13 protein-coding genes and 4 pseudogenes are annotated in these 21,117 nt (G+C 70.9%); 6 read left to right on the plus strand and 11 right to left on the minus strand.

Translation table 11 applies throughout. From position 1 onward, the window contains the following. Positions 1–74: 74 nt before the first annotated feature. Positions 75–1,655 carry an alkaline phosphatase D family protein gene (locus tag JF597_RS16210; RefSeq protein WP_293994853.1) on the minus strand — a complete coding sequence of 527 codons (1,581 nt, stop codon included), beginning with the start codon at positions 1,653–1,655 and terminating at the stop codon, positions 75–77. A gap of 296 nt (positions 1,656–1,951) precedes the next feature. After that, complete coding sequence (locus JF597_RS16215) at positions 1,952–2,782, minus strand: alpha/beta fold hydrolase (protein ID WP_293994855.1); 831 nt, start codon at positions 2,780–2,782, stop codon at positions 1,952–1,954. Positions 2,783–3,178: 396 nt separating this feature from the next. Here JF597_RS16215 and JF597_RS16220 point away from each other — a divergent pair, with 396 nt between their 5' ends. Then, a complete protein-coding gene (locus JF597_RS16220) occupies positions 3,179–3,940 on the plus strand; it encodes a GntR family transcriptional regulator (protein WP_293994857.1) in 762 nt (253 codons plus the stop codon). 72 nt (positions 3,941–4,012) lie between these two features. Here the strand turns inward: JF597_RS16220 and JF597_RS16225 are convergent, their stop codons facing one another. From JF597_RS16225 to purB, 3 genes are all read right to left on the minus strand, one after another. Next, the gene (locus tag JF597_RS16225; protein WP_293994859.1) at positions 4,013–5,170 is read right to left on the minus strand and encodes an ROK family transcriptional regulator; all 1,158 of its coding nucleotides are present in this window, start codon (positions 5,168–5,170) and stop codon (positions 4,013–4,015) included. A gap of 134 nt (positions 5,171–5,304) precedes the next feature. Beyond that, positions 5,305–5,793: a G/U mismatch-specific DNA glycosylase gene (gene mug / locus JF597_RS16230; protein WP_293994861.1), complete on the minus strand. Its 489-nt coding sequence runs from the start codon at positions 5,791–5,793 to the stop codon at positions 5,305–5,307. A 65-nt stretch (positions 5,794–5,858) separates the two neighbouring features. After that, positions 5,859–7,304 (minus strand): adenylosuccinate lyase, encoded by a 1,446-nt coding sequence (gene purB, locus JF597_RS16235; protein ID WP_293994863.1) that lies wholly within the window; start codon positions 7,302–7,304, stop codon positions 5,859–5,861. Between the two features lie 535 nt (positions 7,305–7,839). Between purB and JF597_RS16240 the strand changes: the two genes are divergently transcribed. Next, on the plus strand, positions 7,840–8,709 hold the full coding sequence (locus tag JF597_RS16240; protein WP_293994865.1) for an alpha/beta hydrolase: 870 nt from the start codon (positions 7,840–7,842) through the stop codon (positions 8,707–8,709). 399 nt (positions 8,710–9,108) lie between these two features. On the opposite strand, the gene JF597_RS16245 is transcribed toward JF597_RS16240, so the two are convergent. Next, positions 9,109–9,681: a TetR/AcrR family transcriptional regulator gene (locus tag JF597_RS16245; protein ID WP_293994867.1), complete on the minus strand. Its 573-nt coding sequence runs from the start codon at positions 9,679–9,681 to the stop codon at positions 9,109–9,111. A 684-nt stretch (positions 9,682–10,365) separates the two neighbouring features. Between JF597_RS16245 and JF597_RS16250 the strand changes: the two genes are divergently transcribed. Further along, positions 10,366–13,137, plus strand: a complete 2,772-nt coding sequence (locus JF597_RS16250; protein ID WP_293994869.1) for an AAA family ATPase — start codon at positions 10,366–10,368, stop codon at positions 13,135–13,137. Positions 13,138–13,533: 396 nt separating this feature from the next. Here JF597_RS16250 and JF597_RS16255 read toward each other — a convergent pair. The 3 genes and pseudogenes from JF597_RS16255 to JF597_RS16265 all read right to left on the minus strand — a co-directional run. Beyond that, positions 13,534–14,496 (minus strand): annotated as a pseudogene (locus JF597_RS16255) (ATP-binding SpoIIE family protein phosphatase); the annotation flags it as partial. A gap of 26 nt (positions 14,497–14,522) precedes the next feature. Further along, positions 14,523–16,412, minus strand: a complete 1,890-nt coding sequence (locus tag JF597_RS16260) for a propionyl-CoA synthetase (RefSeq protein WP_293994893.1) — start codon at positions 16,410–16,412, stop codon at positions 14,523–14,525. A gap of 169 nt (positions 16,413–16,581) precedes the next feature. Further along, positions 16,582–17,493 carry an alpha/beta hydrolase gene (locus tag JF597_RS16265; RefSeq protein WP_293994895.1) on the minus strand — a complete coding sequence of 304 codons (912 nt, stop codon included), beginning with the start codon at positions 17,491–17,493 and terminating at the stop codon, positions 16,582–16,584. Positions 17,494–18,023: 530 nt separating this feature from the next. Here JF597_RS16265 and JF597_RS16270 point away from each other — a divergent pair. Continuing rightward, positions 18,024–18,182 (plus strand): annotated as a pseudogene (locus JF597_RS16270) (enoyl-CoA hydratase/isomerase family protein); the annotation flags it as partial. Between the two features lie 502 nt (positions 18,183–18,684). On the opposite strand, the gene JF597_RS16275 reads toward JF597_RS16270, so the two are convergent. Then, the gene (locus JF597_RS16275; protein ID WP_293994897.1) at positions 18,685–19,698 is read right to left on the minus strand and encodes an NADP-dependent oxidoreductase; all 1,014 of its coding nucleotides are present in this window, start codon (positions 19,696–19,698) and stop codon (positions 18,685–18,687) included. A gap of 157 nt (positions 19,699–19,855) precedes the next feature. Between JF597_RS16275 and JF597_RS16280 the strand changes: the two are divergent. After that, positions 19,856–20,053 (plus strand): annotated as a pseudogene (locus tag JF597_RS16280) (winged helix-turn-helix transcriptional regulator); the annotation flags it as partial. A 228-nt stretch (positions 20,054–20,281) separates the two neighbouring features. Here the strand turns inward: JF597_RS16280 and JF597_RS16285 are convergent. Further along, complete coding sequence (locus tag JF597_RS16285) at positions 20,282–20,587, minus strand: CGNR zinc finger domain-containing protein (protein WP_293994919.1); 306 nt, start codon at positions 20,585–20,587, stop codon at positions 20,282–20,284. Positions 20,588–20,777: 190 nt separating this feature from the next. Here JF597_RS16285 and JF597_RS16290 point away from each other — a divergent pair. Continuing rightward, positions 20,778–20,915, plus strand: a pseudogene (locus JF597_RS16290) (zinc-binding dehydrogenase); the annotation flags it as partial. Between the last annotated feature and the right edge of the window lie 202 nt (positions 20,916–21,117).

Genomic DNA, 21,117 nt, shown 5'->3' on the forward strand with positions numbered 1-21,117 from the left:
AGTTCGGAGAATGCGGCAGGGCCGCGCGCCGGGGGATGACGCCGGTGCGCGGCCCTGTGAAGAGCGTACGGGAGTTACTGGCCGACCCGGCCCGGCTGCAGGGTCTGCGTGAACAGCACGGTGCCGTCGTACTCACGCAGCCGCACCGTCAGCTCGCCGCTGTCACCGTCGATGTCGACCTCGCCGAAGAACTGGTAGCCCTCGGCGGGTGACACGTTCGAGGCGGTCGGCGCCTTGACGAACACCCGGTCGGGGCCGAACGTGCCGTCCAGCGCGTTGGCCGGGAAGGCACCGGCGTTCAGCGGGCCGGAGACGAACTCCCAGAACGGCGCGAAGTCCTTGAACGCGGCCCGTGAGGGGTCGTAGTGCTGGGCCGAGGTGTGGTGGACGTCGGCCGTCAGCCACACCGTGCCGGTGATCTTCCGGTGCTTGATGTACCGCAGCAGCTCCGCGATCTGCAGCTCACGGCCGAGCGGCGCGCCCGGGTCGCCCTGGGCGACGGCCTCGAAGTTCGCCTTGCCCTCGACCGGGTCGGGCACGACCAGCCCGAGCGGCATGTCCGCGGCGATCACCTTCCACACCGCACGCGAACGGGACAGCTCGCGCTTGAGCCACTCCAGCTGCTCGGCGCCGAGGATGCCCTGCGGGTCGGTCGTCTGGTCGTCGGGCGAGTTCGCGTTGCGGTAGGTCCGCATGTCGAGCACGAACACGTCGAGGAGCGGACCGTGGTGGTGGACGCGGTAGATCCGGCCGTCCGGGCGGCCGCTGATCGTGGAGATCGGGAAGTACTCGGAGAACGCCCGCCGCGACCGCAGCGCCATGTCGTCCAGCTTCGTACCGGCGGGGTAGGCGGTGCCGGTGCCGATGACCTCGCCCGGGTACCAGTTGTTGCGGACCTCGTGGTCGTCCCACTGGATGACGTTGGGCACCTGGGCGTTGAACCGGCGCAGCGCCTGGTCCAGCAGGTTGTAGCGGAAGTTGCCGCGGAAGTCGTCCAGCGTGACCGCGACGTGCGACTTCGCCTCGGAGGTGACGTTGCGGTACAGGCTGCCGTCGGGCAGCGCCTGGGTGGCCGTGATCACGCCGTCGGCGTAGATGTTGTCGCCGCTGCACAGGAAGAAGTCGGGGTCCAGCTTCGCCATCGCGTCGAAGATGCGGTAGCCGCCGATGGACTCGTTGATGCCCCAGCCCTGCCCGGCCAGGTCACCCGACCACACGAACTTCACGCCCTGGCGGCGGCGCGCGGACGCGGTGCGGAAGGTGCCGGTGACCGGATCGCCGGTGCGGCGCGGGTCGTCGGGGTCGGCGAGCAGCACCCGGTAGTGGATCTGCTCGCCGGACGGCAGCCCGTGCAGCCGGGTGGTACCGGTGAAGTCGGTGCCGGCGCCGAGCAGCGGGCCGCGCCACCTGCGGGCGCCCCGGAACGACTCGGTGGCCGAGGTCTCCACGATCATCCGGGCCGGCCGGTCCGAACGGACCCACACCAGGCCGGAGTCGGCGGTCACGTCGCCCGCCTGCACGCCCCAGTCCGCGCGGGGACGCCCGGACAGTGCGAACGCCGGCGCGGAACCGAGCGCCGTGGGCAGGGTCAGGGCCGCCGACGCGGCGAGCGAGCCGCGCAGCACACTGCGGCGGCCAGGGAGCGAAAAGGACATGGGAGGGCCTCCAGAGCGGGATCCGGCCAGTAGTGCACAGCCACAACTACTGGGGCCCCGCAGCGCACACGCAAACCGCGAGTGAACAACTGGACCACCCCGCAAGCGCTGTCTCTCCGGAGGGCGGTGCTGTCACGGTCGTTCCGGTCCGGTGCCCCTGGCGCCACGGAAACGGCCGCGCTGCTGTGGCAGGCGGCCGTCAAACTCCGGGCGAGCGGTCGGTGCACCGCTTCCGTGCTGTCGGCCGCCGGTCGCCGGCCGACCGCATCGGACGCGGCGTCGGTGCCCGGCCCTCCTCAGCGGCTGCCGTCGAGGATGACGCGGGCGACCAGCGCCGGGTCGTCGTTCATCGGGCAGTGCCCGCAGCCGGGCAGCCGGACCAGCCGGGCCTTGGGAATGATCTGCTTGGCCCGCACCCCCTGGCGGCGCACCAGCAGCAGGTCCCGGGTGCCCCAGCCCACGGTGACCGGGATGCCGGGGACGTCGTCGGTGAACTGGACGGCGGCACCCGCCCGCAGCGTCTCGGCGAATCCGCTGGCCTGCGCGAGGGCCAGCGTCTCGGCGACCACGGCCTCGGGTGAACGGCGCGCCGGGCGGGCGTAGATGGTGCTCGTCAGGGCGGCCCGGCCGGCGGCCGACCGGGACAGCCGCTCGACCAGCGGGAGCGGCAGCCGCTCCGCGATCCGCCGCATGGCGATGAGCACACCGAAGGCGTAGCGCCGTTCGGCCTGGGACCAGAACCCGGCGGGGGAGAGGGCGGTGACGGACCGTACGAGCTTCTCGCGGCCCAGCTCCAGCGCCAGCAGCCCGCCGAGCGAGTTGCCCGCCACGTGCGGCCGGTCCAGCTCCAGGGCCTCGAACAGGGCACCGAGCAGGGCGTTGGTGGTGGGCAGGTCGTAGGCGAGACCGTCGGGCAGGGCCGGGGAGGCGCCGAAGCCGGGCAGGTCCACGGCGATCACGTCGCGCTCGGTCGCGAGGATGTCCACCACGGGGTCCCAGGCCTGCCGGTGATGCCCTATGCCGTGGATGAGGACCAGCGGTTCGCCGCGGCCCACGCGCGCGTACGAGACGGTCACATCCTGCCGGCCGTGCGCGGCCGGGGCTTTGAACGAGACGGTGGCGGACATGGGGGCTCCTCGTCTGGCGACTTCGGCGGACGCCGTAGACAGCTTGTCAGCAATTACTACTCGCGGGTAGTCCCCGGTCTGGCGTGTCGCACGCCGACGGTCCCCGGATCATTCTGGGCCGGGGATGCGGGCCGCTCCGCGATTCCGCCCTGCCGTGCGAGGACGTGTCGTACGCCGCGCCGTGCGACCGGAGCTTTGCCGCCATGTCACGAAAACCCACCCGCGCGAACGCCTCGTGAACGCTCCGTGGCACCGCTTTCTATGCGTTGGCCAAGGGATCGAGGATTGGTCTTGACCAAGGGTCTGCGCCGCCCTATGGTCGCAGATAAGTAAAACAACCTTTAATAAACAAGGGCGCTAAAACGCCGCCGGACCACGGCGATTGCGGAGGACAGGGTGGGGACCACGCAGCTGGAATCGGTGCCGGAACCGAAGTACTGGCATCTCAAGACCGTGCTCAGTGAGGCACTGGACTCGGAGTTCTCGGTCGGCGAGATCCTGCCCAACGAGCGCGACCTCGCCGCCCGCTTCGGCGTGGCCCGCGCCACCCTCCGTCAGGCCCTCGAACAGCTCGAACTCGAAGGCCGGCTGCAGCGCCGCCGCGGCGTCGGCACGACGGTCGCGCCCCCGCGCATGGGCGTGGCGGTCGGCACCGACCAGCACGCCTGGCCGGGCGCCCCCGGGGACGCCTGGCAGCCCGCCGACTGCACCCTCGCGGTGCCGCCGGCCGCCGTCGCGACCGCCCTGGAGACCGGCGCGAAGGAGCCCGTGCACATCGTGCGCCGCTCCCGCGTCTCGCACGGCCAGCCCGTCGCCGCCGAGCTGCTCTACATCCCGGCGGCCTCGATCCCGGAACTGACGGCGATCGACGCGCCGTCCGGAGCACCTCGCGCGCGTGCGGTGCTGCGTGAGCTGCAGCGCCTGGAGCTGGAGAGCCAGGACCGCGCCGTGGAGCTCGGCTCGGCCCGCGCGGACGACGCCAAGGAACTCGACCGGCTCCCCGGTGCCCCGGTGCTGGTCGTCACCACCCGGTTCCTGGCCGCCGGCCGTACCGCCGCGCTCTCCGTCGCCACCTACCGCGCGGACACCTGCCGGCTGACCTTCGGCGACACCGGCGGCGTGGAGATCCACCACGGCCCCGAGCGGCAGGCCTCCTAGCCACCGCCCTTGACACCAGGTCGCGCCCCGGTCATCCGCCGGGGCGCGACGCTTCGCGTGCGGGGCATCCGCTCAGCGGCGCGCGGTGACCGTCCCGTCCACCGCGAACAACTGCTCCTCCACATGGTCGAGGGCGAGCCGCAGCGCACCCGTCGCCACCGCCGCCTCACCGAGCAGCGAGAGTGCGACCCGGGGCGGCCGCAGACAGTAACGCGCGAGCTCCCGCCGCAGCGGCTCCAGGACGCCGTCGAGGCCGGCCGCCCAGCCGCCGATCACCACCAGCTCCGGGTCCAGCGCCAGCACCAGCGCGGCGACGTCGTGGACCAGCCGCTGTATGAACCGGTCCACGGCCGCCCGCGCCCGCGCATCCCCCTTGCGGGCCAGCGCGAACACCTCGGCGACCGCCTGTTCGTCCAGCGGATGCAGCGGCTCGTCGGTGGTGGACAGCAGTGTCTCCGGGGTCACCTCCCGGCCCAGCAGATGCAGTGCGCCGATCTCCCCGGCCGCCCCGCCGTACCCCCGGTGCAGCCGGCCGCCGATCAGCGATCCGGCGCCCGGACTCAGCCCGGCCAGCACCATCACCACGTCGTCGGACTCGGTGGCGGCGCCCTTCCAGTGCTCGGCCACGGCCGCCGCGTTGGCGTCGTTCTCCACCAGGACCGGGCACTTGAAGGACCGGCTCAGCCGCTCGCCGAGGCGCAGCCCCGTCCACTCGGGCAGCGCGGTGCCCAGCCGTACCCGGCCGTCCGCCTCGACTATGCCGGGGGTGCCGACCCCGACGGCCCGCAGCGAACTGCGCGCCACTCCGGCCCGGCGCAGCAGCTCGGCCACGGCGGTGCGCAGCCGCTCCAGCCGCTCGTCCGCGTCGGCGGTCTCGTCGACTTCCTTGGCCTGTGCCCCCAGCACCCGGCCGTCCAGGTCGGCCAGGAGCGCGGCGACGCGGTGCGGGCCGATCTCCAGGCCCAGCAGGTGCCCGGCCTCGGCCCGGAACCGGAACCGCCGCGCCGGCCGCCCCTGCCGGCGGGCGGCGCCCTCCTCGGCCGCGGTCTCGACGACCAGCCCGGCCTCGATGAGCCCCTCCACGACGCCCTCGACGGTCGGCCGGGACAGCCCGGTCACCCGGGTGATCTCGGTGAGCGTCGCACAGTCCGTGGCCCGCAGCGCGTGCAGCACCACCGCGGAATTGATCCTTCGCAGCAGAGACGGATCACCGCCGGTCAATCCCGCCAACGTCCGTCCTCCCAGCTAACCCTGCACGTTGGCCGGATCGTACTTCGGCGCCGACGACCCCGGCGAGTGCCGGACGCCGCCGATCTGCCCGAGATCCGCGATCAGCGGGGTACGGCGAACCGTGGAAGCGTCGGCTAGGCCTCCGCCGCCACCCGCAGCCGCCCGAACTCCTCCGCCATCGTCGCCGCCGTCCAGTGCGCGTTCAGGCCGCTCGGGTTCGGCAGGACCCACACCCGGGATTCCCCGATCGTCCGCTCCTGCGGACCCACCCGGGCCCCGCGGTCGGCGAACGCGGCCCGGTAGGCCGTGACGCCCACCACCGCCAGCCACCTCGGCCTCACCCGCGTCACCTTGGCCGTCAGCAGGCGCCCGCCCTCGGCGTACTCCTCGGCCGTCAGCTCGTCGGCCCGCGCGGTCGCCCGCGCCACCACGTTCGTGATGCCGAGCCCGTACGACAGCAACTCGGCCTGTTCCGCGGGCTTCAGCAGCCTCGGGGTGAAGCCGGACAGGTGCAGGACCGGCCAGAAGCGGTTGCCGGGACGGGCGAAGTGGTGACCGGTGGCCGCCGTCATCAGGCCGGGGTTGATCCCGCAGAACAGGACGCGGAGGCCCTCCGCGAGCACGTCCGGGACGAGACGGTCGCGGGCGGCCTCCAGTTCCGCCGCGGTGAAGCGGGGGGAACGGCCGGTCAGAGGATCGCTCCGGGGGTGTAACCGGCGGCCTCGGGGTGCTGCTTGACGATCTCCTCGATCCGGCCGGCGACGACACCGACCTGGGCGGCGGCCGCGCCCGTGAAGGACAGCTTGTCGGCCATCAGCGCCGCCAGCTGCTCGCGGTCCAGCGGCAGCCGCTCGTCGGCGGCGAGCTTGTCGAGCAGGTCGTTGCGCTCGGCACCCTGCTCACGCATCGCGAGCGCGGTGGCGACGGCGTTCTCCTTGATCGCCTCGTGGGCGACCTCACGGCCGACACCCGCGCGCACCGCGCCCATCAGCACCTTGGTGGTGGCGAGGAACGGGAGGTAGCGGTCCAGCTCCCGGGCGACGACGGCCGGGAAGGCGCCGAACTCGTCGAGGACCGTCAGGAAGGTCTCCAGGAGACCGTCGAGCGCGAAGAAGGCGTCCGGCAGGGCCACCCGGCGCACCACGGAGCAGGACACGTCGCCCTCGTTCCACTGGTCGCCCGCCAGCTCGCCGGTCATCGAGGCGTAGCCGCGCAGGATCACCATCAGGCCGTTGACGCGCTCGCAGGACCGCGTGTTCATCTTGTGCGGCATCGCCGAGGAGCCCACCTGACCCGGCTTGAAGCCCTCGGTGACCAGCTCGTGCCCGGCCATCAGCCGGATCGTCTTGGCCAGCGAGGACGGGGCGGCCGCCAGCTGCACCAGCGCGGTCACGACCTCGTAGTCCAGCGAGCGCGGATAGACCTGGCCGACCGAGGTGAACGCCTGCGAGAAGCCGAGGTGCGCGGCGATCCGGTCCTCCAGCTCGGTCAGCTTCGCCGCGTCGCCGCCCAGCAGGTCCAGCATGTCCTGGGCGGTGCCCACCGGCCCCTTGATGCCCCGCAGCGGGTAGCGCCCGAGAAGCTCCTCGACGCGGCCGTACGCCACGAGCAGCTCGTCGGCGGCCGTCGCGAAGCGCTTGCCGAGGGTCGTCGCCTGCGCGGCCACGTTGTGCGAGCGGCCGGCCATGACCAGCTCGGCGTACTCGCCGGCCAGCCTGCCCAGGCGGGCGAGGACGGCCGTCGTACGGTCCCGCATCAGCTCGAGGGAGAGCCGGATCTGGAGCTGCTCCACGTTCTCCGTCAGGTCCCGGGAGGTCATGCCCTTGTGCACGTGCTCGTGGCCGGCGAGGGCGTTGAACTCCTCGATCCGCGCCTTCACGTCGTGCCGGGTGACCTTCTCGCGCTCGGCGATGGAGGCCAGGTCGACGGTGTCGAGGACCCGCTCGTAGTCGGCGATCGCCGCGTCCGGCACCTCGATCCCGAGGTCCTTCTGGGCCCGCAGCACGGCGAGCCAGAGCTGCCGCTCCAGCTTCACCTTCTGCTCGGGCGACCAGAGCGTGGCGAGCTCGGCGGAGGCGTAGCGTCCGGCGAGGACGTTCGGGATGCGGGGCTTGGCGGGCGCGGCTGAAGTCACGTGTACGGAGTTTACCCGGCATCCAGAGGGCCCCCGGAACGTCCATACGGTCCGGAGAGTGCAGGTCGGACGCGTTCCGACCTGCGCTCTTCCGTGGGGTCTGTGAGACGAGCTCCGGGCCATTCCTTCGGTGAACCGGCCCGGGGGCCCTGCGCCACGCGGAAGGCCGTTTGTCGGCGCCGGGCCAGAGCTGCAGAGCTCAACTGCGGTGGCTGGGCTGCACGCACCTTGATGTACGGGCCTGTCCTGTTCTGGTGGCAGGGCGTGGCCTGCATCCCGACGTTCGGCGGAACCCGCGATCCCTGTCGCTATCCCATCTCGTTCCGCGTCCCCTCTTGCCCCCTCATGAAATTACGGTCATACTTTAAAGGTCGCGGGAAACCTCAGGGATCTGACCCGGAGCGGCCCCGCCCGAGGCCTCTGGCCGCCGACTGCAGCCGCAGTCGGGAGACCGGGTTACCGCCCTGCGCCCACCCTGCAAGGAAGAAGGGGGCGGCGCACACTGGCGCCACCCCTCACATCGAAGGGCACGACCGTGAACGACGCACATGGAGTACGAGGCGACGTGGTGACGTCGTACAAGAACGCATCGACCCGCACCGTCACCGCCGGCGGAGTGACCTTCGCCTACCGTGAGCTCGGTCCCCGGTCGGGTGTCCCGGTGGTCTTCCTCACCCACCTCGCCGCAGTGCTCGACAACTGGGATCCCCGGGTCGTCGACGGCATCGCCGCCGGGCACCGGGTGATTACGTTCGACAGCAGGGGCGTCGGCGCCTCCACCGGTTCGACGCCGAAGACCATCGAGGAGATGGCCAAGGACGCCGTCACCTTCATCCGGGCGCTCGGACTCAAGCAGGTGGACATCCTCAGTTTCTCGATGGGCGGCATGATCGCCCAGGTGATCGCGCAGACCGACCCGCAACTCATCCGCAGACTGATCCTTGCGGGCACCGGTCCTGCCGGCGGTGAGGGCATCAAGAACGTGACCCGGATCTCCCACTTCGACACGCTCCGAGCGCTGCTCACCCTTCAGGATCCGAAGCAGTTCCTCTTCTTCACCCGCACCGCGAACGGGCGTCGGGCCGGCAAGGAGTTCCTGGCTCGTCTGAAGGAGCGCACGAAGGACCGGGACAAAGCGATCTCCCTCGTCTCCTACCTCTCTCAGCTCAAGGCCATCCACCGCTGGGGGCTGGCACGTCCGCAGGATCTCTCCGTGGTCCAGCAGCCCGTGCTCGTCGCCAACGGTGACGACGACAGGATGGTTCCGACGCAGAACTCGGTCGACTTGGCCCGGCGACTGCCGAACGCCGAGCTGGTGATCTACCCCGACGCCGGCCACGGCGGCATCTTCCAGTTCCATGAGCAGTTCGTGCCGACCGCTCTCGAGTTCCTCGAACGGCCGTAGGTCCGCGGTCCGGTCGGCGCTCAAACCGAGGACGTTGACTCAGAGTCGTGACGCCCGGTGGGCGGGCGACTCGAGGCGTCTGTCCGGCATCACTGACCTGGCCGTTTCCCGGCCGTGCGGCGCCGGCGAGGTGGTCGGCGTGCGGGACGGCGATGCGGAGAACGGCGTGGTACGCCCCGCCAGTGACGCGGCGGGAGCCTCCAGGGGGCTGAGCCGGTGCTGGCTGCTCGGTGCGAGGCGGGTCGGGCGAGCTCCCGCTGAGTGGTGAGGCGGCCTGGAGAAGTCCCGCTGGCCGCGTTGTCGGCGTGCAGGGAATCGCATTCGCGTGCGGACGCAACCTCACCACGCAGGGCGCGGCAGGGGGCAGGCGGTCACCCGCCCGGGGATTGACCGTCCCCCTCAGCGGATGAAGGTGAGGGCGTTCTCGATTCCCTGCTCAAGTACCTCGTCGGAGAACTTCCGGTCGGAGAGAGCGCGGGACAGCTGCAACGTACCCACCGCCATGGTGAAGAGCCCGATGGCCTGACCGCGGGCGGACTGCGGATCCTCGGGTGCCAGGCGGGCAGCGAGCTCTTCCACGATGCCCCTGGCACCGTCGGTGTAGGCCCCCTTGGCCCCGTCCCCGCAGCGGCCGATCTCGTCGAGCAGGGCGGCGGACGGGCATCCGTCGCCGGGGTTGTCCCGGTGCTGGGGCGACAGATACTCGCGAACGAAATCCTCGAGTCCCTCGCGGCCGGGCCGCAACGCGCCGTAGCTCTCCTTCTGCGTACGCAACTGGTCGGCGACGACGTTGGCGACGAGGTCGTCCTTGGACTCGAAGTGGGCGTAGAAGGCTCCGTTGGTGAGTCCGGCGTCCGACATCAGGGTGGAGATGCCGGAGCCGTCTATGCCGTCCTGCTTGAACCGATGACCGGCCCGTTCGATGATCCGTTGCCGCGTCACCTGCTTGTGCTCCTTGGTGTAGCGCGCCACAGGGTTCCTCCATCAGTTCCGCCGGGCCATTGCCTCCCATCCTAATCTATGGTCTGACGCATGTAATATTACGATCGAAAGACGACTTTGCGGCCGATCCGCCGCGCCCGGGAGACCACCGCACCTCTGCGTCATCGTTCGCTCCAAGGGCGCCCCTGACGGTTCGTCAGGGACGCGTGTTCGTCAGGGCACCCTGACTTGACAGAGGCGACGCGCAGGACCAGGTCTCGCAGACGCGTGGCCATGTCGTGCTTCTCCTTGCCGTTGCCTCGATGCCCCCGACGGGCGAGGGGGTGTCAGCTGGCCGGCTGGGTGCGCCGGGCTGCTGGCCGAGGGCCGGGCAGGGAGACGTGGCACAACGTGCTGACGCGGCCGGCGGTCGGGACGGCGGTGTAGCGCAGCCGCGGTTTCGGGTCCGTGGCCGCCGCGGCGATATCGGCGTCCGTCACAACGAGCTGAGCCACTGGCCTGCCGACGCTCCCGACCCCGGATCACCGTCGCCATGTCCCTGTCGCCATGTCCTTCTGCTGCCGTGAGGCGCGAGTTCACTGATCACGCCCGACGCTACGAAGGAAGCGCGGCAAGCGGATCCGTCACCGTGTCCGTCACATATGGCCTGGTGTCATTGAGCTCGGGTTGCGGCAGTGGCTCGGGGCGAATGCAGCCCATTAAGCTTTCAAGCAAATGGACCTCTACGGACGGCGCCAGGAGCAGGCAGCCCTTGACCGGATCCTTGACGGTGCCCGTCAGGGATTGGGTGCGAGCGTGATGTTGTGGGGTGACCCCGGCATCGGTAAGACCGCCCTGCTCGAATACATGGCTGAGTCGGCCGCCGCGGACTTCACCGTCCTGCGATGCGGGGGCACTCGCCTTGAGTCGCAGCTGGCCTTCGCCGCACTGCACGAACTGCTGTGGCCGGTGACGGAGCGGATCAGCACGCTCCCGGAGCCGCAGGCCAACGCCTTGAACGGGGCGCTCGGTACGAGCAACGATGCGGCGGACCGGTTTCTGATCGGCGTGGCCGTACTGACGCTCGTCGGCGAGCTGGCCGACAAGCGGCCGGTTCTGATCGTCGCCGACGACTCCCAGTGGCTGGACGAGCCGTCCGCCCAGTGCCTGGCCTTCGTCGCTCGCCGGCTGCGCGACGAGGCCGTGGTCATGCTCCTCACCGGCCACGACAATCCCGTCGAGGGCCCCTGGGAGAAACTGTCGGCGATGGAGGTCCGGGGGCTGGACGACGACAACGCACGGCTCCTCGCCCGTGCCCTCGCTCCGCACGCGGACGAGACGGTGATCCGCCGCACGGTCCGCGCGGCGGCCGGCAATCCGCTGGCACTCCAGGAGCTGCCCACGTCCGAAGCGGCCGGTGACCTCTCGACGTATCCGCTGGGCGACGACCAGATCACCGTCGGGCCCCGCCTGCGTCGTTCCTTCCACGCCCGGATCGAGAAGTTGTCGGCGCCTGCCCGCACCGCGCTTCTCCTCGCCGCCGCCGACGACCGCAGTGACCGGGACACCGTGCGCCAGGCCGGTGGCGTGCTCGGCCTCGACGCGGCCGCGTGGGACGAGGCCCAGCACTCGGGCCTGCTCACCACGGGCTCGGGCGGGCGGATCCGCTTCCGCCACCCGCTCATGGGGGCGGTGGTCTACGACGTGGCGCCGCCCGTGGACCGGCAGGCTGTGCATCACGCTCTCGCCTCCGTGCTGAGCGGCGAGCACGCCGGCGAGTTGCGGCCCTGGCATCTCGCCGCAGCTGTGGAAGCCACGGGCGGAACCGACGAGGAGGTGGCCCGGCTGCTGGAGGAGTCGGCCCGCCGTGCCTGGGCGCGCGGCGGCTGTGCCACGGCTGCCCGTGCCCTGCAGCGTGCGGCGAGGCTGTCACCCGCCGCGGACGACGCGGCACGGCGACTGTCCTACGGGGCGAGGGCGGCCTGGGAGGCCGGACAGGTCGATGCGGCGCGGGGCATGCTGGAGCGGGCGGAAGGGATGTCCTCCGAAGCCACGGTCGGGGAGCTCAGCGAAGGGCTGAGCGGGCTGATCGAGTACGCGCACGGCGATCTGGGAATCGCCTGCCGTCGTCTCATCCGGGACATGGAGCGGGTGGCCGACGCGGGGCAGGCGTTCAAGCTCGGCAGCGTGGCGCTGCGGGCGGCGTGGGCGGCCGGGCACGGCGAGCTGCAGCGCGAGGCGCTCGAGCGGCTCGAGCGGCGCCTCCCGCAGGGGAACTTCCCGAACGCCGATCTGCTGCCGTCGCTGCGCCAGTGGTGGACGCAGGACCTGAGCGACGGAGCCGACGACAGCGACCAGGCCGTGGCCCCCGACGCCGAGGTCCTCAGCCGGCTCAGCGGCAGTTCCTGGTTCCTGATGCCGCCGGCGCCGGTGGCGATCGCCTGGGGAATCGAGTCCGCCCAGGAGGAGGCTCTGCGCTTCGAGATCGACCTGCTGCGGCCCACGGACCAGGTGACCGCCCTGACCCAGGCGCTGGCACAGGCGGCTGCGCTGGGCGTCGCGCAGGGCTCCTGGACGTCGACCGCGGCGAACGCCTTGGAAGGGCTCCAGGTGGCCGGGGAGATCGGTGACGACCACTTGGCGTCGCAGTGCCACAGCTGCCTCGGATGGCTGGCAGCCGCGCGAGGCGATGAGCCGGCCGTCGCGGACTACGCGGCCCGGGCCTTCGAGGTTTCCGTGCCGCGCAGTGTGCGCCTGCTCAGCGCCGCCGCGCAGTGGACCCTCGGCATGTCGGCGCTCTTCGCCGGCCGGGCCGAAGAAGCCCTGGACTACCTGGTCCGCCTGACCGAGGGCGGACACCACGCGGCGCACCCCACCATCGCGGTGCTCGCCGCGCCGGACACCGCCGAGGCCGCCCTCCAGAGCGGGCAGCGGGCGACGGCCGAGGAACAGGCGCGGCTGCTGCGGCGGTGGGCCGAGCGGACCGGGGCGGCGTGGGCGATCTCCGCGACGCACCTGGTGAATGCCCTGCTGGCGTCGGGGGCGGACGCGGAGGAGCAGTTCCGGCTCGCGCTGGATGTTCCCGGAGCGCGGTCGCGGCCCTTCAACCACGCCCGCACCCGCCTGCTGTACGGCGAGTGGCTGCGGCGGGCCCGCCGCCGTACCGACGCCCGGACCCAGCTCGCCGAAGCAGCGGAGATCTTCCGGCGGCTGCACGCGGCGCCCCTGCTCGCCCGCACCCGGGCCGAACAGGAACTGACCGGGCAGCACCTGCACCGCGACCTCGCACCGGTCCGGGACACCGCAGCCATCCTCACCCCGCAGGAGCTGAGAGTCGCACGGCTGGCCGCGCAGGGGCTCACCAACCGGGAGATCGGGGCACAGCTGCTGATCAGTCCCCGCACCGTGGCCCATCACCTTGCCAACGTGTTCCCCAAGCTCGGTATCGTCTCGCGCGCCGACCTCGCCCGCATCGACTTCGGGGACGGGTTGCACCTGATCGGCTGACGGGCCGCCTTCGGGGCTGGACCGGGGCTCCGCTGATGCCCAGCGCTGCGCTGGGTGGAGTTCGTCGCCGTTCACACCCGGGGCGTCCCCCTATACGGTGATGCCGCGGCCGGTGGCGGCAGTACCTCCTTGGGCACGACCGCCAGATGTCATGGCCCGGGCTCGACGGCCTCGCGATATGTCGCTTGTCGATCTATGGACTGCCGGTGCCGGGCTCCGGTGGTGCTGACACGACGGCGAGGGGCGCACTCGCGCTGTTCCAGCAGTCCCACATCCGACGGCATCTCCGACCTCCACCGGAACGGCAACTCGACGGTTCGTCACCGCGACTGAACCGTCGCCCCCAGACCTGACCAGTGGAAACGCAGTCCTCAACCCCGGAAAGACAGCAGCTTGTCACCGCAGAGCGGACGGGACTTCGGCAGGGGATGCCGGAATCGGCTGCTCCGCCCAGATGACCTTGCCTTCGCGGCCGTGGCGAGTACCCCAGCGTTGGGTGAGCTGGGAGACCAGGAACAAGCCGCGACCGCCCTCGTCGAAGTCCCGGGCGCGGCGCAGGTGCGGGGCGGTGCTGCTGGCCTCGGAAACTTCGCACGTCAGCGCGGACTGAAGGATCATCCGCAGCCGGATGGGGCTCTTGCCGTAGCGGATGGCGTTCGTCACCAGTTCGCTGACGACCAGCTCTGTGGGAAAGGCCATTTCTTCCAGACCCCAGGCGGCCAGCTGATCGGCTGCATGGACGCGGGCCTTCGATACCACTGCCGGGTCGCTGGGGAGATCCCATGTGGCGACGTGGTCGGCGTCGAGCACCTCTGTTCGTGCCACAAGGAGGGCGACGTCGTCCGCGGGACGGCTGGGCAGCAGCGCGGAGAGCAGTTCGTCGCAGGTCTCCTCGAGCGACGCCGGTGCTCGGGCGAGCACGTCGCGCAGCAGCGCGAGGGCGGTCTCGACGTCGCGAGAGCGGCTCTGGTCGAGGCCGTCGGTGTACAACGCCAGCCGACTGCCTTGTGGCAGTTCGAACTGGGTGGTTTCGAAGGGGAGGCCGCCCAGGCCCAGGGGCGGGCCGACCGGCAGCTCCGGGACGTCGACCGGGTGGGCCGCGGTGGCGTTGCCGTCGGTGGTCGGGGGAGTCACGACGGCCGGCGGAAGGTGTCCGGCACTGGCCAGGGAGCACACACGGGAGACAGGGTCGTAGACCGCGTACAGGCAGGTGGCGCTGATCTCGTCCGTACCCCGTTCCTCCTCGCGCTGCATGCGGATGACCACGTCATCAAGGTGTGTCAGCAGCTCGTCGGGTGGCAGGTCGATGTCCGCGAGAGTGCGGACGGCCGTCCGCAGCCGCCCCATGGTGGCCGCGGCACGGCCGGGTCGAGAGTGTCGGGCGTTCACGGTGTGTGACCGGCGCGGCGGAGAACGGGGCGCAGGACCTCGATGACGCTGGGGTCGTCCACCGTGGAGGGGATGGGTTCGTCACGGCCGTCGGCGATGCCGCGCATCGTCCTGCGCAGGATCTTGCCCGAGCGGGTCTTTGGCAGGGCGGCGACGACCGTGACGTCCTTGAGGGAGGCGACGGCGCCGATCCGCTCGCGCACGAGTTGGACGAGTTCGGCCTCGACCTCGGCCGGTTCGCGGGTGGTGCCCGCCTTGAGGACGACGAGGCCGCGCGGCACCTGTCCCTTGAGGGCGTCGGCGACGCCGATGACGGCGCATTCGGCGACGTCGGGGTGGGTGGCCAGGGCCTCTTCCATGCTGCCGGTGGACAGGCGGTGTCCGGCGACGTTGATGACGTCGTCGGTGCGGCCCATGGCGAAGACGTAGCCGTCCTGGTCGATGTGTCCGCTGTCGCCGGTGAGGTAATAACCGTCGAAGGCGGACAGGTAGGAGGCGATGTAGCGGGCGTCGTCGTTCCACAGGGTGGGCAGGGCGCCGGGTGGCAGGGGGAGCTTGACGACGATCGCGCCGTCGACGCCGGGTGGCACGGGCTGCCCGGTGGGGTCGAGGACGCGGACGTCCCATCCGGGCAGCGGGCGGGTGGGGGAGCCGGGCTTGACGGGCGCGGCCTCGATTCCGACCGGGTTGGCGACAATGGGCCAGCCGGTCTCGGTCTGCCACCAGTGGTCGATCACCGGCACACCCAGCAGGCCGCTCGCCCAGTGATAGGTCTCGGGGTCGAGGCGCTCGCCGGCGAGGAAGAGATAACGCAGGCCGGAGAGGTCGTAGCCCGCGGTGAGCGTGCCCTTCGGATCCTCCTTGCGGATCGCGCGGAAGGCGGTGGGCGCCGTGAACATGGTCTTGACCCGGTACTCGGCTGCCACGCGCCAGAACTGGGCCGGGTCCGGCGTGCCGACCGGCTTGCCCTCGTACAGCACGGTGGTGGCGCCGGCCAGGAGCGGGCCGTAGACGATGTACGAGTGCCCGACGACCCAGCCCACGTCGGAGCCGGTGAACATCGTCTCGCCCGGGCCCACGTCGTAGACGGCGCCCATCGACCAGTGCAGGGCGACCGCGTAGCCGCCGCAGTCGCGTACGACTCCCTTGGGTTTTCCGGTCGTCCCGGACGTGTAGAGGATGTAGAGGGGGTCGGTGGCGGGGACGGGAATGCAGTCGGCCGGCGCGGCGGCGGCGACCAGATCGGCCCAGTCGAGATCGTCGGACCCCAACTCGGCCCGCTCCTGGGGGCGTTGCAGGATCACGCTCTTCTGGGGCTTGTGGACCGCGAGTTCGATCGCCCGGTCGAGCAGGGGCTTGTATGCGACGACACGCTTGCCCTCGACGCCGCAGGAGGCGGAAACCACCACTTTGGGGGCTGCGTCGTCGATGCGGAGGGCGAGTTCGTGCGGGGCGAATCCACCGAAGACGACCGAGTGGACCGCGCCGATCCGTGCGCAGGCCAGCATCGCGACGGCGGCCTCGGGGACCATCGGCAGGTAGATCACCACCCGGTCGCCGTGCCCCACGCCGAGCTGTGCGAGCGCTCCGGCGAAGGCCGCCACCTCGTGCCTCAGCTGCGCGTAGGTGTAGGTGCGGCGGGTGCCTGTCACGGGGGAGTCGTAGACGAGCGCGGGCTGTTCGCCCCGGCCGGCTTCGACGTGCCGGTCGAGCGCGTTGAAACAGACGTTGAGCCGCCCGTCGGGAAACCAGCGGTGGAACGGGGCGCCCGAGGAGTCCAGGGCGCGTTGCGGAGTGACATCCCAGTCGATGCCCTCTGCCGCCTTCAGCCAGAAGCTCTCCCGGTCCTCGGTACTGGCGCGGAAGACATCCTCGTACGTTCCCATCGCGCACTCCTTTGTGGCATCGAGGGACGGTGGTGGGGCTGCGTGCGGAACGGTGTCGGACACAAGTACCGCATGCCGGCCGGTATGCGGAGCAGGATGCCGGAGATCGGCGACCTGTCACCGGCAATGTCGGTGGTGCGGCGGCCTGGCCGTCAGGTGCAGCTTCTGCTCACGCGCCGAGGTGCTTACGGAGCCACTGGCCCATCTGCTGGATTGCCTGATCCACCTCGGGTACCCGACCGGCGCCCAGGACGAACGAGTGCTGGCCTTCGGGCAGCGGGTGGACTTCGGAGGTGACCTTGAACTCCGCGAGTCGGCGGCCGAGCTGGGCGCCGTCGTCGGCGAGGGTCTCGTACTCACCGTAGTGGACGGTCGTGGGCGGCAGGCCGGTCAGATCGGCGTTCACGAGGCTGATCTGCGGGTCGGCGAAGTCCACTCCGGGCTCCTGCAGCCAGGCTCCCCGGAAGAGTTCGAGCGTGCCCCTGCTGAGCATCTTGTCGCTTTCCTCGTTCTCGTCCACCGACGCGTTCCGGATGGTGAGGTCGGTCCACGGGGAGACGCTGACGATCGCGCCCGGGGTCGGTTCGCCCTTGGCGAGCAGGCGCAGCGGCAGCATCACCGCCAGGGTGCCGCCGATCGAGTGGCCGGTGCTGCCGATGTTCCGCGGCTCGTAGCCCTGCGAGAGCAGCCACCGGTAGGCCGTCTCGGCGTCGTCGAGCTGCGCCGGGTGGGGATGTTCGGGCGCCAGGCGGAAGTCCACGACGAGCGAGCGGGTACCGGCCGCCTTGGCGATGTGGCCGGCGGCCTTGCGGTCCGAGTGCATGGAGGCGGTGACGGATCCGCCGAAGTGGAAGTGGAGCAGCGCCCGGTCGGGGTCGGCGCCTTCGGGGATGGCCCACAGGGCGGGGACGCCGTTCGCGTCCACCTCGGCGTAGGTGACGCCTTCCGGCTCGGTCGACGCCTTGTGGTTCGAGTCGACGATGTCACGGATGACGGCCAGATCGAGGCCGGGTGTCGCCGACTTCGCGCTCACACTCGCGAGGAACTGCGCGAACTCGTGGGCCTCTGGGCTTACTCCCATGGTGGGGCTCCTTCTCAGGCGGGTGCCGTACCGGGTGCTCGCGGCAGCCGGGCCGAAGTGATGGCCATGACGCTACTGGCTGAGTATAGGAAAGTAAACTCAGATGGGTTGGAGTCAGACCCATGGACACGAGGAGGCTCTTCAGGGCGTCGGGATGGGCCCCGTCTCGACCGGGGAAACGCCGAACGGCTCGATCGCCCGGGCCCCTGAGGTCGTGGGCGCGGCGAGGACGACCCTTGTCCGGCGCGAGGTCTGGTTCGGCGCCTCCCTCGCGAGTGCTTACTGTGCTGGGGGTGCACTTGTGCCAATCCCAGGGCGCGGGCCGCCCTTCCGGCGCGGGCCGCCTGCGTGCCGCGCCGAGTCCGCCGAGCCGCAGGACGAACCAGGCGACACCGTCGTCGAACCCGGTTGAACTCGCCACGGCGAGCGAACCATGAGCCCCCGAGGATGCGCGCATGACTGCCGACGGCACGCCTGGGAGGTAGTCGTGCACCGGCCACGAGGACGGCACCACTGGCCGGGGCAGGGAGCACACGTTGCGCGAGTGCCTCAACTGCGAACTCGACCTCACCCGCACGACCATCCGCACGCCCGACTTCCTGGAGGGCGTCCGCGCGGCCCTGGTCGACGAGGACCGCACTCCCCACCGGCAACATGCGTCGCACGGCGGACGGACGCCGCCGTCCTGAGCATGTCTGCCGTGAGCAGGGCATCGCCTTGCGTAAGGGGCCGGTCGTGCAAGAGAGGGGCGCGCGCGTCAACGAGAGAGAGTGCCGGGCCCCGCAGACTGCCGCGGCAGACGTTCGACGGGGCCGGGAGGAATCCGGAGCGCCCTCGCGCTTACCGCGAGCGGACCCTCGGGAGCCATGCGGGCGGATGCTGTCCACGACAGCCGGTACGCCGTCGGTGCAAGCGTGTCTGGCCGCGTCCGATCTCGTCGACCACGGCGACAGCATGCGACCGTTCGTCGCGGTTGCCGCGTTCTGGACCGAGTGGTAACCGGGAAAGGTCTGCCGGATTGTTTGGCACGGCCGGGCACAGTCTGCGCGGCCGTCTGGAGCCGCGCGGCGTGCTGTGCCGCGAGCATACGGCGTGCGGAATGGCACCGAACGTCCACAGCTGCGGCTCTTCGTGATGTATCGCCCCCTCCGGTGACCGCGCCGGAACGGAGGGTCTGTGGCCGGCCGCGTCTCAGTCGTTGCCGGGCACCATCGACACCACGACCTTGCCGGCCTTGGTGCGGCCCTGCTCGACGTGCGCCATCGCCTCGAGTGTCCGGTCGAACGGGAAGGTGCTGTCGATGACCGGGCGGAGCTTCCCGCTGTCGTAGAGGGCGCCGAGTTTGCGCAGCTGGGAGCCGTTGGCCTGCATGAAGAAGAACTGGTAGCGCACGCCCAGCGCCTTGGCCTGCTTGCGGATCTTACGGCTGAGCGTGTTCATGACCAGGCCCAGGAAGGAGGGGGCGCCGAGCTGCTTGGCGAAGGCGGCGTCCGGCGGGCCGACGACACTGATGGCCAGGCCGCCGGGCTTCAGCACGGTCAGCGACTTCTCGAGGTTCGTTCCGCCCACGGAGTCCAGCACCAGGTCGTAGCCGGACAGCACCTGGGAGAAGTCCTCCTTGGTGTAGTCGACGACGACGTCGGCACCGAGGCTCCTGACCAGTTTCTCGGTGTCGGTGTTCGTAGTCGTCGCCACGGTGGCGCCGAGGTGCTTGGCGAGCTGGATGACCGTCGACCCGAGGCCGCCGGCACCGGCGTGGACGAGCACCTTCTGACCCGGCTTCACGTGGGCGCGGTCGACGAGGATCTGCCAGGCGGCCAGGGCCACCAGCGGCACCGCGGCCGCCTCCTGCAGGGTGAGGGAGGCCGGCTTGGGTGCGACATCGTCCATGTCCATCGCGATGAACTCCGCGAAGCCGCCCACCCGCAGGTCGCGCGGGCGGGCGTAGACCTCGTCGCCGACTTTGAGACCGTGTACGGCGGAGCCGGCCCGGGTCACGACGCCGGCCACGTCGTGGCCGAGCACGAACGGGGTCTTGTACTTCAGGAGCTGCTTGAACTCCCCGTTGCGGACCATCTTGTCCAGCGGGTTGATGCTGGCGGCGCTCACTCTGACCAGGACGTCCCGGTCCCCGACGGCGGGCTCGGGCACCTCCGCGGCGCGCGCGCCGTCCTTGCCGTACTTCTCGACGACGAAGGCCTTCATGTCGGCAGCCTTTCTGCGTGCGTGTTTCGGTGGTCGATGTGATTCTTCGGGCAGGTCCCCTGCGCGCCCGTTTCTCGCGTCGGCCGGGAGGGCTGCTGGTCGTGACGCTACTGGCTGGGTATAGAAAAGTAAACTCAGGAGAGGTTAGTATCACTGCATGGATGCGAGGACCGAAACCCTTCAGGACGCCGGCGCGGACCCCCGCCTGGACCGGGACACGTCAAACTGCTCGATCGGCCGGACCCTTGAGGTCGTGGGTGAGAAGTGGACGATCCTGATCCTGCGCGAGGTCTGGTACGGCTCGTCCCGTTTCGGTGAGTTCGAACGCGTCCTGGGCTGTCCTCGCAACCTCCTCGCGGCGCGGCTCAAGATGCTGGTGGAGGAAGGGATCCTGGCCACCGAGGCCTACAGGGAGCCGGGCTCCGCGGCACCGTGGATGCGGCGCGCACGTCGACGCCCAGATCCGCTGCGAACGGGGCCACGCCGTGCAGGCGGAGGACATCGAGAGCATCCCCGGCCCGGCATTTCGTCTGAAGCCCGCCGAGTGAACCGGGCGCGGTTGCGCCAGGGGCTCATGGCGGGCTCAGTCTGCCGGCGTGTGCTCGCCGCGTCTGGCCCGGGCCTGGTGGAGGCGGACCTTCGTGCGGTTGCCGCAGCGGGACATGGAGCACCAGCGGCGGTTGTGGGCGGGGGAGCGGTCCAGGAAGCGCAGGGCGCACCTGTTCGCGCCGCAGACACGTACCCGCCGGATCTCCGCCGACAGGAGCCGCTCGACGGCGTCCTGGGCGATCAGTGCCGGCGCGGTTGAGGCATCGGTGGCGATGCTCGTGGTGCCGGCAGGCTCCGCGAGGACGGCTCGGTCGACCGTCTCGCACAGTCGTGGCCCCACGCCAGGACGGCGGCAGCGGCGGGGCTCCGCAAGATCGGTTACGGGCAGTACGTGCTTGCCGGCGCATGGAAACCACCCCTCCCGTGACGAGCCCAACAGCCCCCTAATAACGCGGCGTTGGGCCCCAGCCGCGGGGCTGATGTCCAGGATTCCAGGTCAAGGCCTGTGTGGTGCGGCCAGGGCTTTGTGGGTCGAGGCCGGCGCCCTGCGCGCCCGCAGCGAGGCCACCTTCCCGCTCGCCGAGGCCGCAAAGGCCCACGTTCTGGGCGAGACCGGCCGCACCACCGGCAAGATCGTGCTGACCGTGGAGGAAACGTCGGCGACATAGATCGCCGTCCAAGCCCTCCCTGACCGTCTCCGACGGAGGCGGCACGACCGTCATCGTGGATCGGTGAGGTCGCGTCGGTCTCAGCGGGGTTCAGGCGACAGGCAGGCGCCGTTGTCGGAGCCGACGGCGAGATGCTCCGTCGGCCGGCGCAGTCTGTTGCCTGAACCCCGAGGGGCTCAGCGAGGGCTCCGACCGTTGCAGC

The sequence above is a fragment of the Streptomyces sp. genome, assembly GCF_019510245.1.
Taxonomy (GTDB): domain Bacteria; phylum Actinomycetota; class Actinomycetes; order Streptomycetales; family Streptomycetaceae; genus Streptomyces.

What these genes read in the sequence shown, in the direction of transcription:
- JF597_RS16210 (WP_293994853.1), bottom strand. Translation starts at nt 1,655, where the DNA reads ATGTCCTTTTCGCTCCCTGGCCGCCGCAGTGTGCTGCGCGGCTCGCTC.
- JF597_RS16215 (WP_293994855.1), bottom strand. Translation starts at nt 2,782, where the DNA reads ATGTCCGCCACCGTCTCGTTCAAAGCCCCGGCCGCGCACGGCCGGCAG.
- JF597_RS16250 (WP_293994869.1), top strand. Translation starts at nt 10,366, where the DNA reads ATGGACCTCTACGGACGGCGCCAGGAGCAGGCAGCCCTTGACCGGATC.
- JF597_RS16260 (WP_293994893.1), bottom strand. Translation starts at nt 16,412, where the DNA reads ATGGGAACGTACGAGGATGTCTTCCGCGCCAGTACCGAGGACCGGGAG.
- JF597_RS16265 (WP_293994895.1), bottom strand. Translation starts at nt 17,493, where the DNA reads ATGGGAGTAAGCCCAGAGGCCCACGAGTTCGCGCAGTTCCTCGCGAGT.
- JF597_RS16275 (WP_293994897.1), bottom strand. Translation starts at nt 19,698, where the DNA reads ATGAAGGCCTTCGTCGTCGAGAAGTACGGCAAGGACGGCGCGCGCGCC.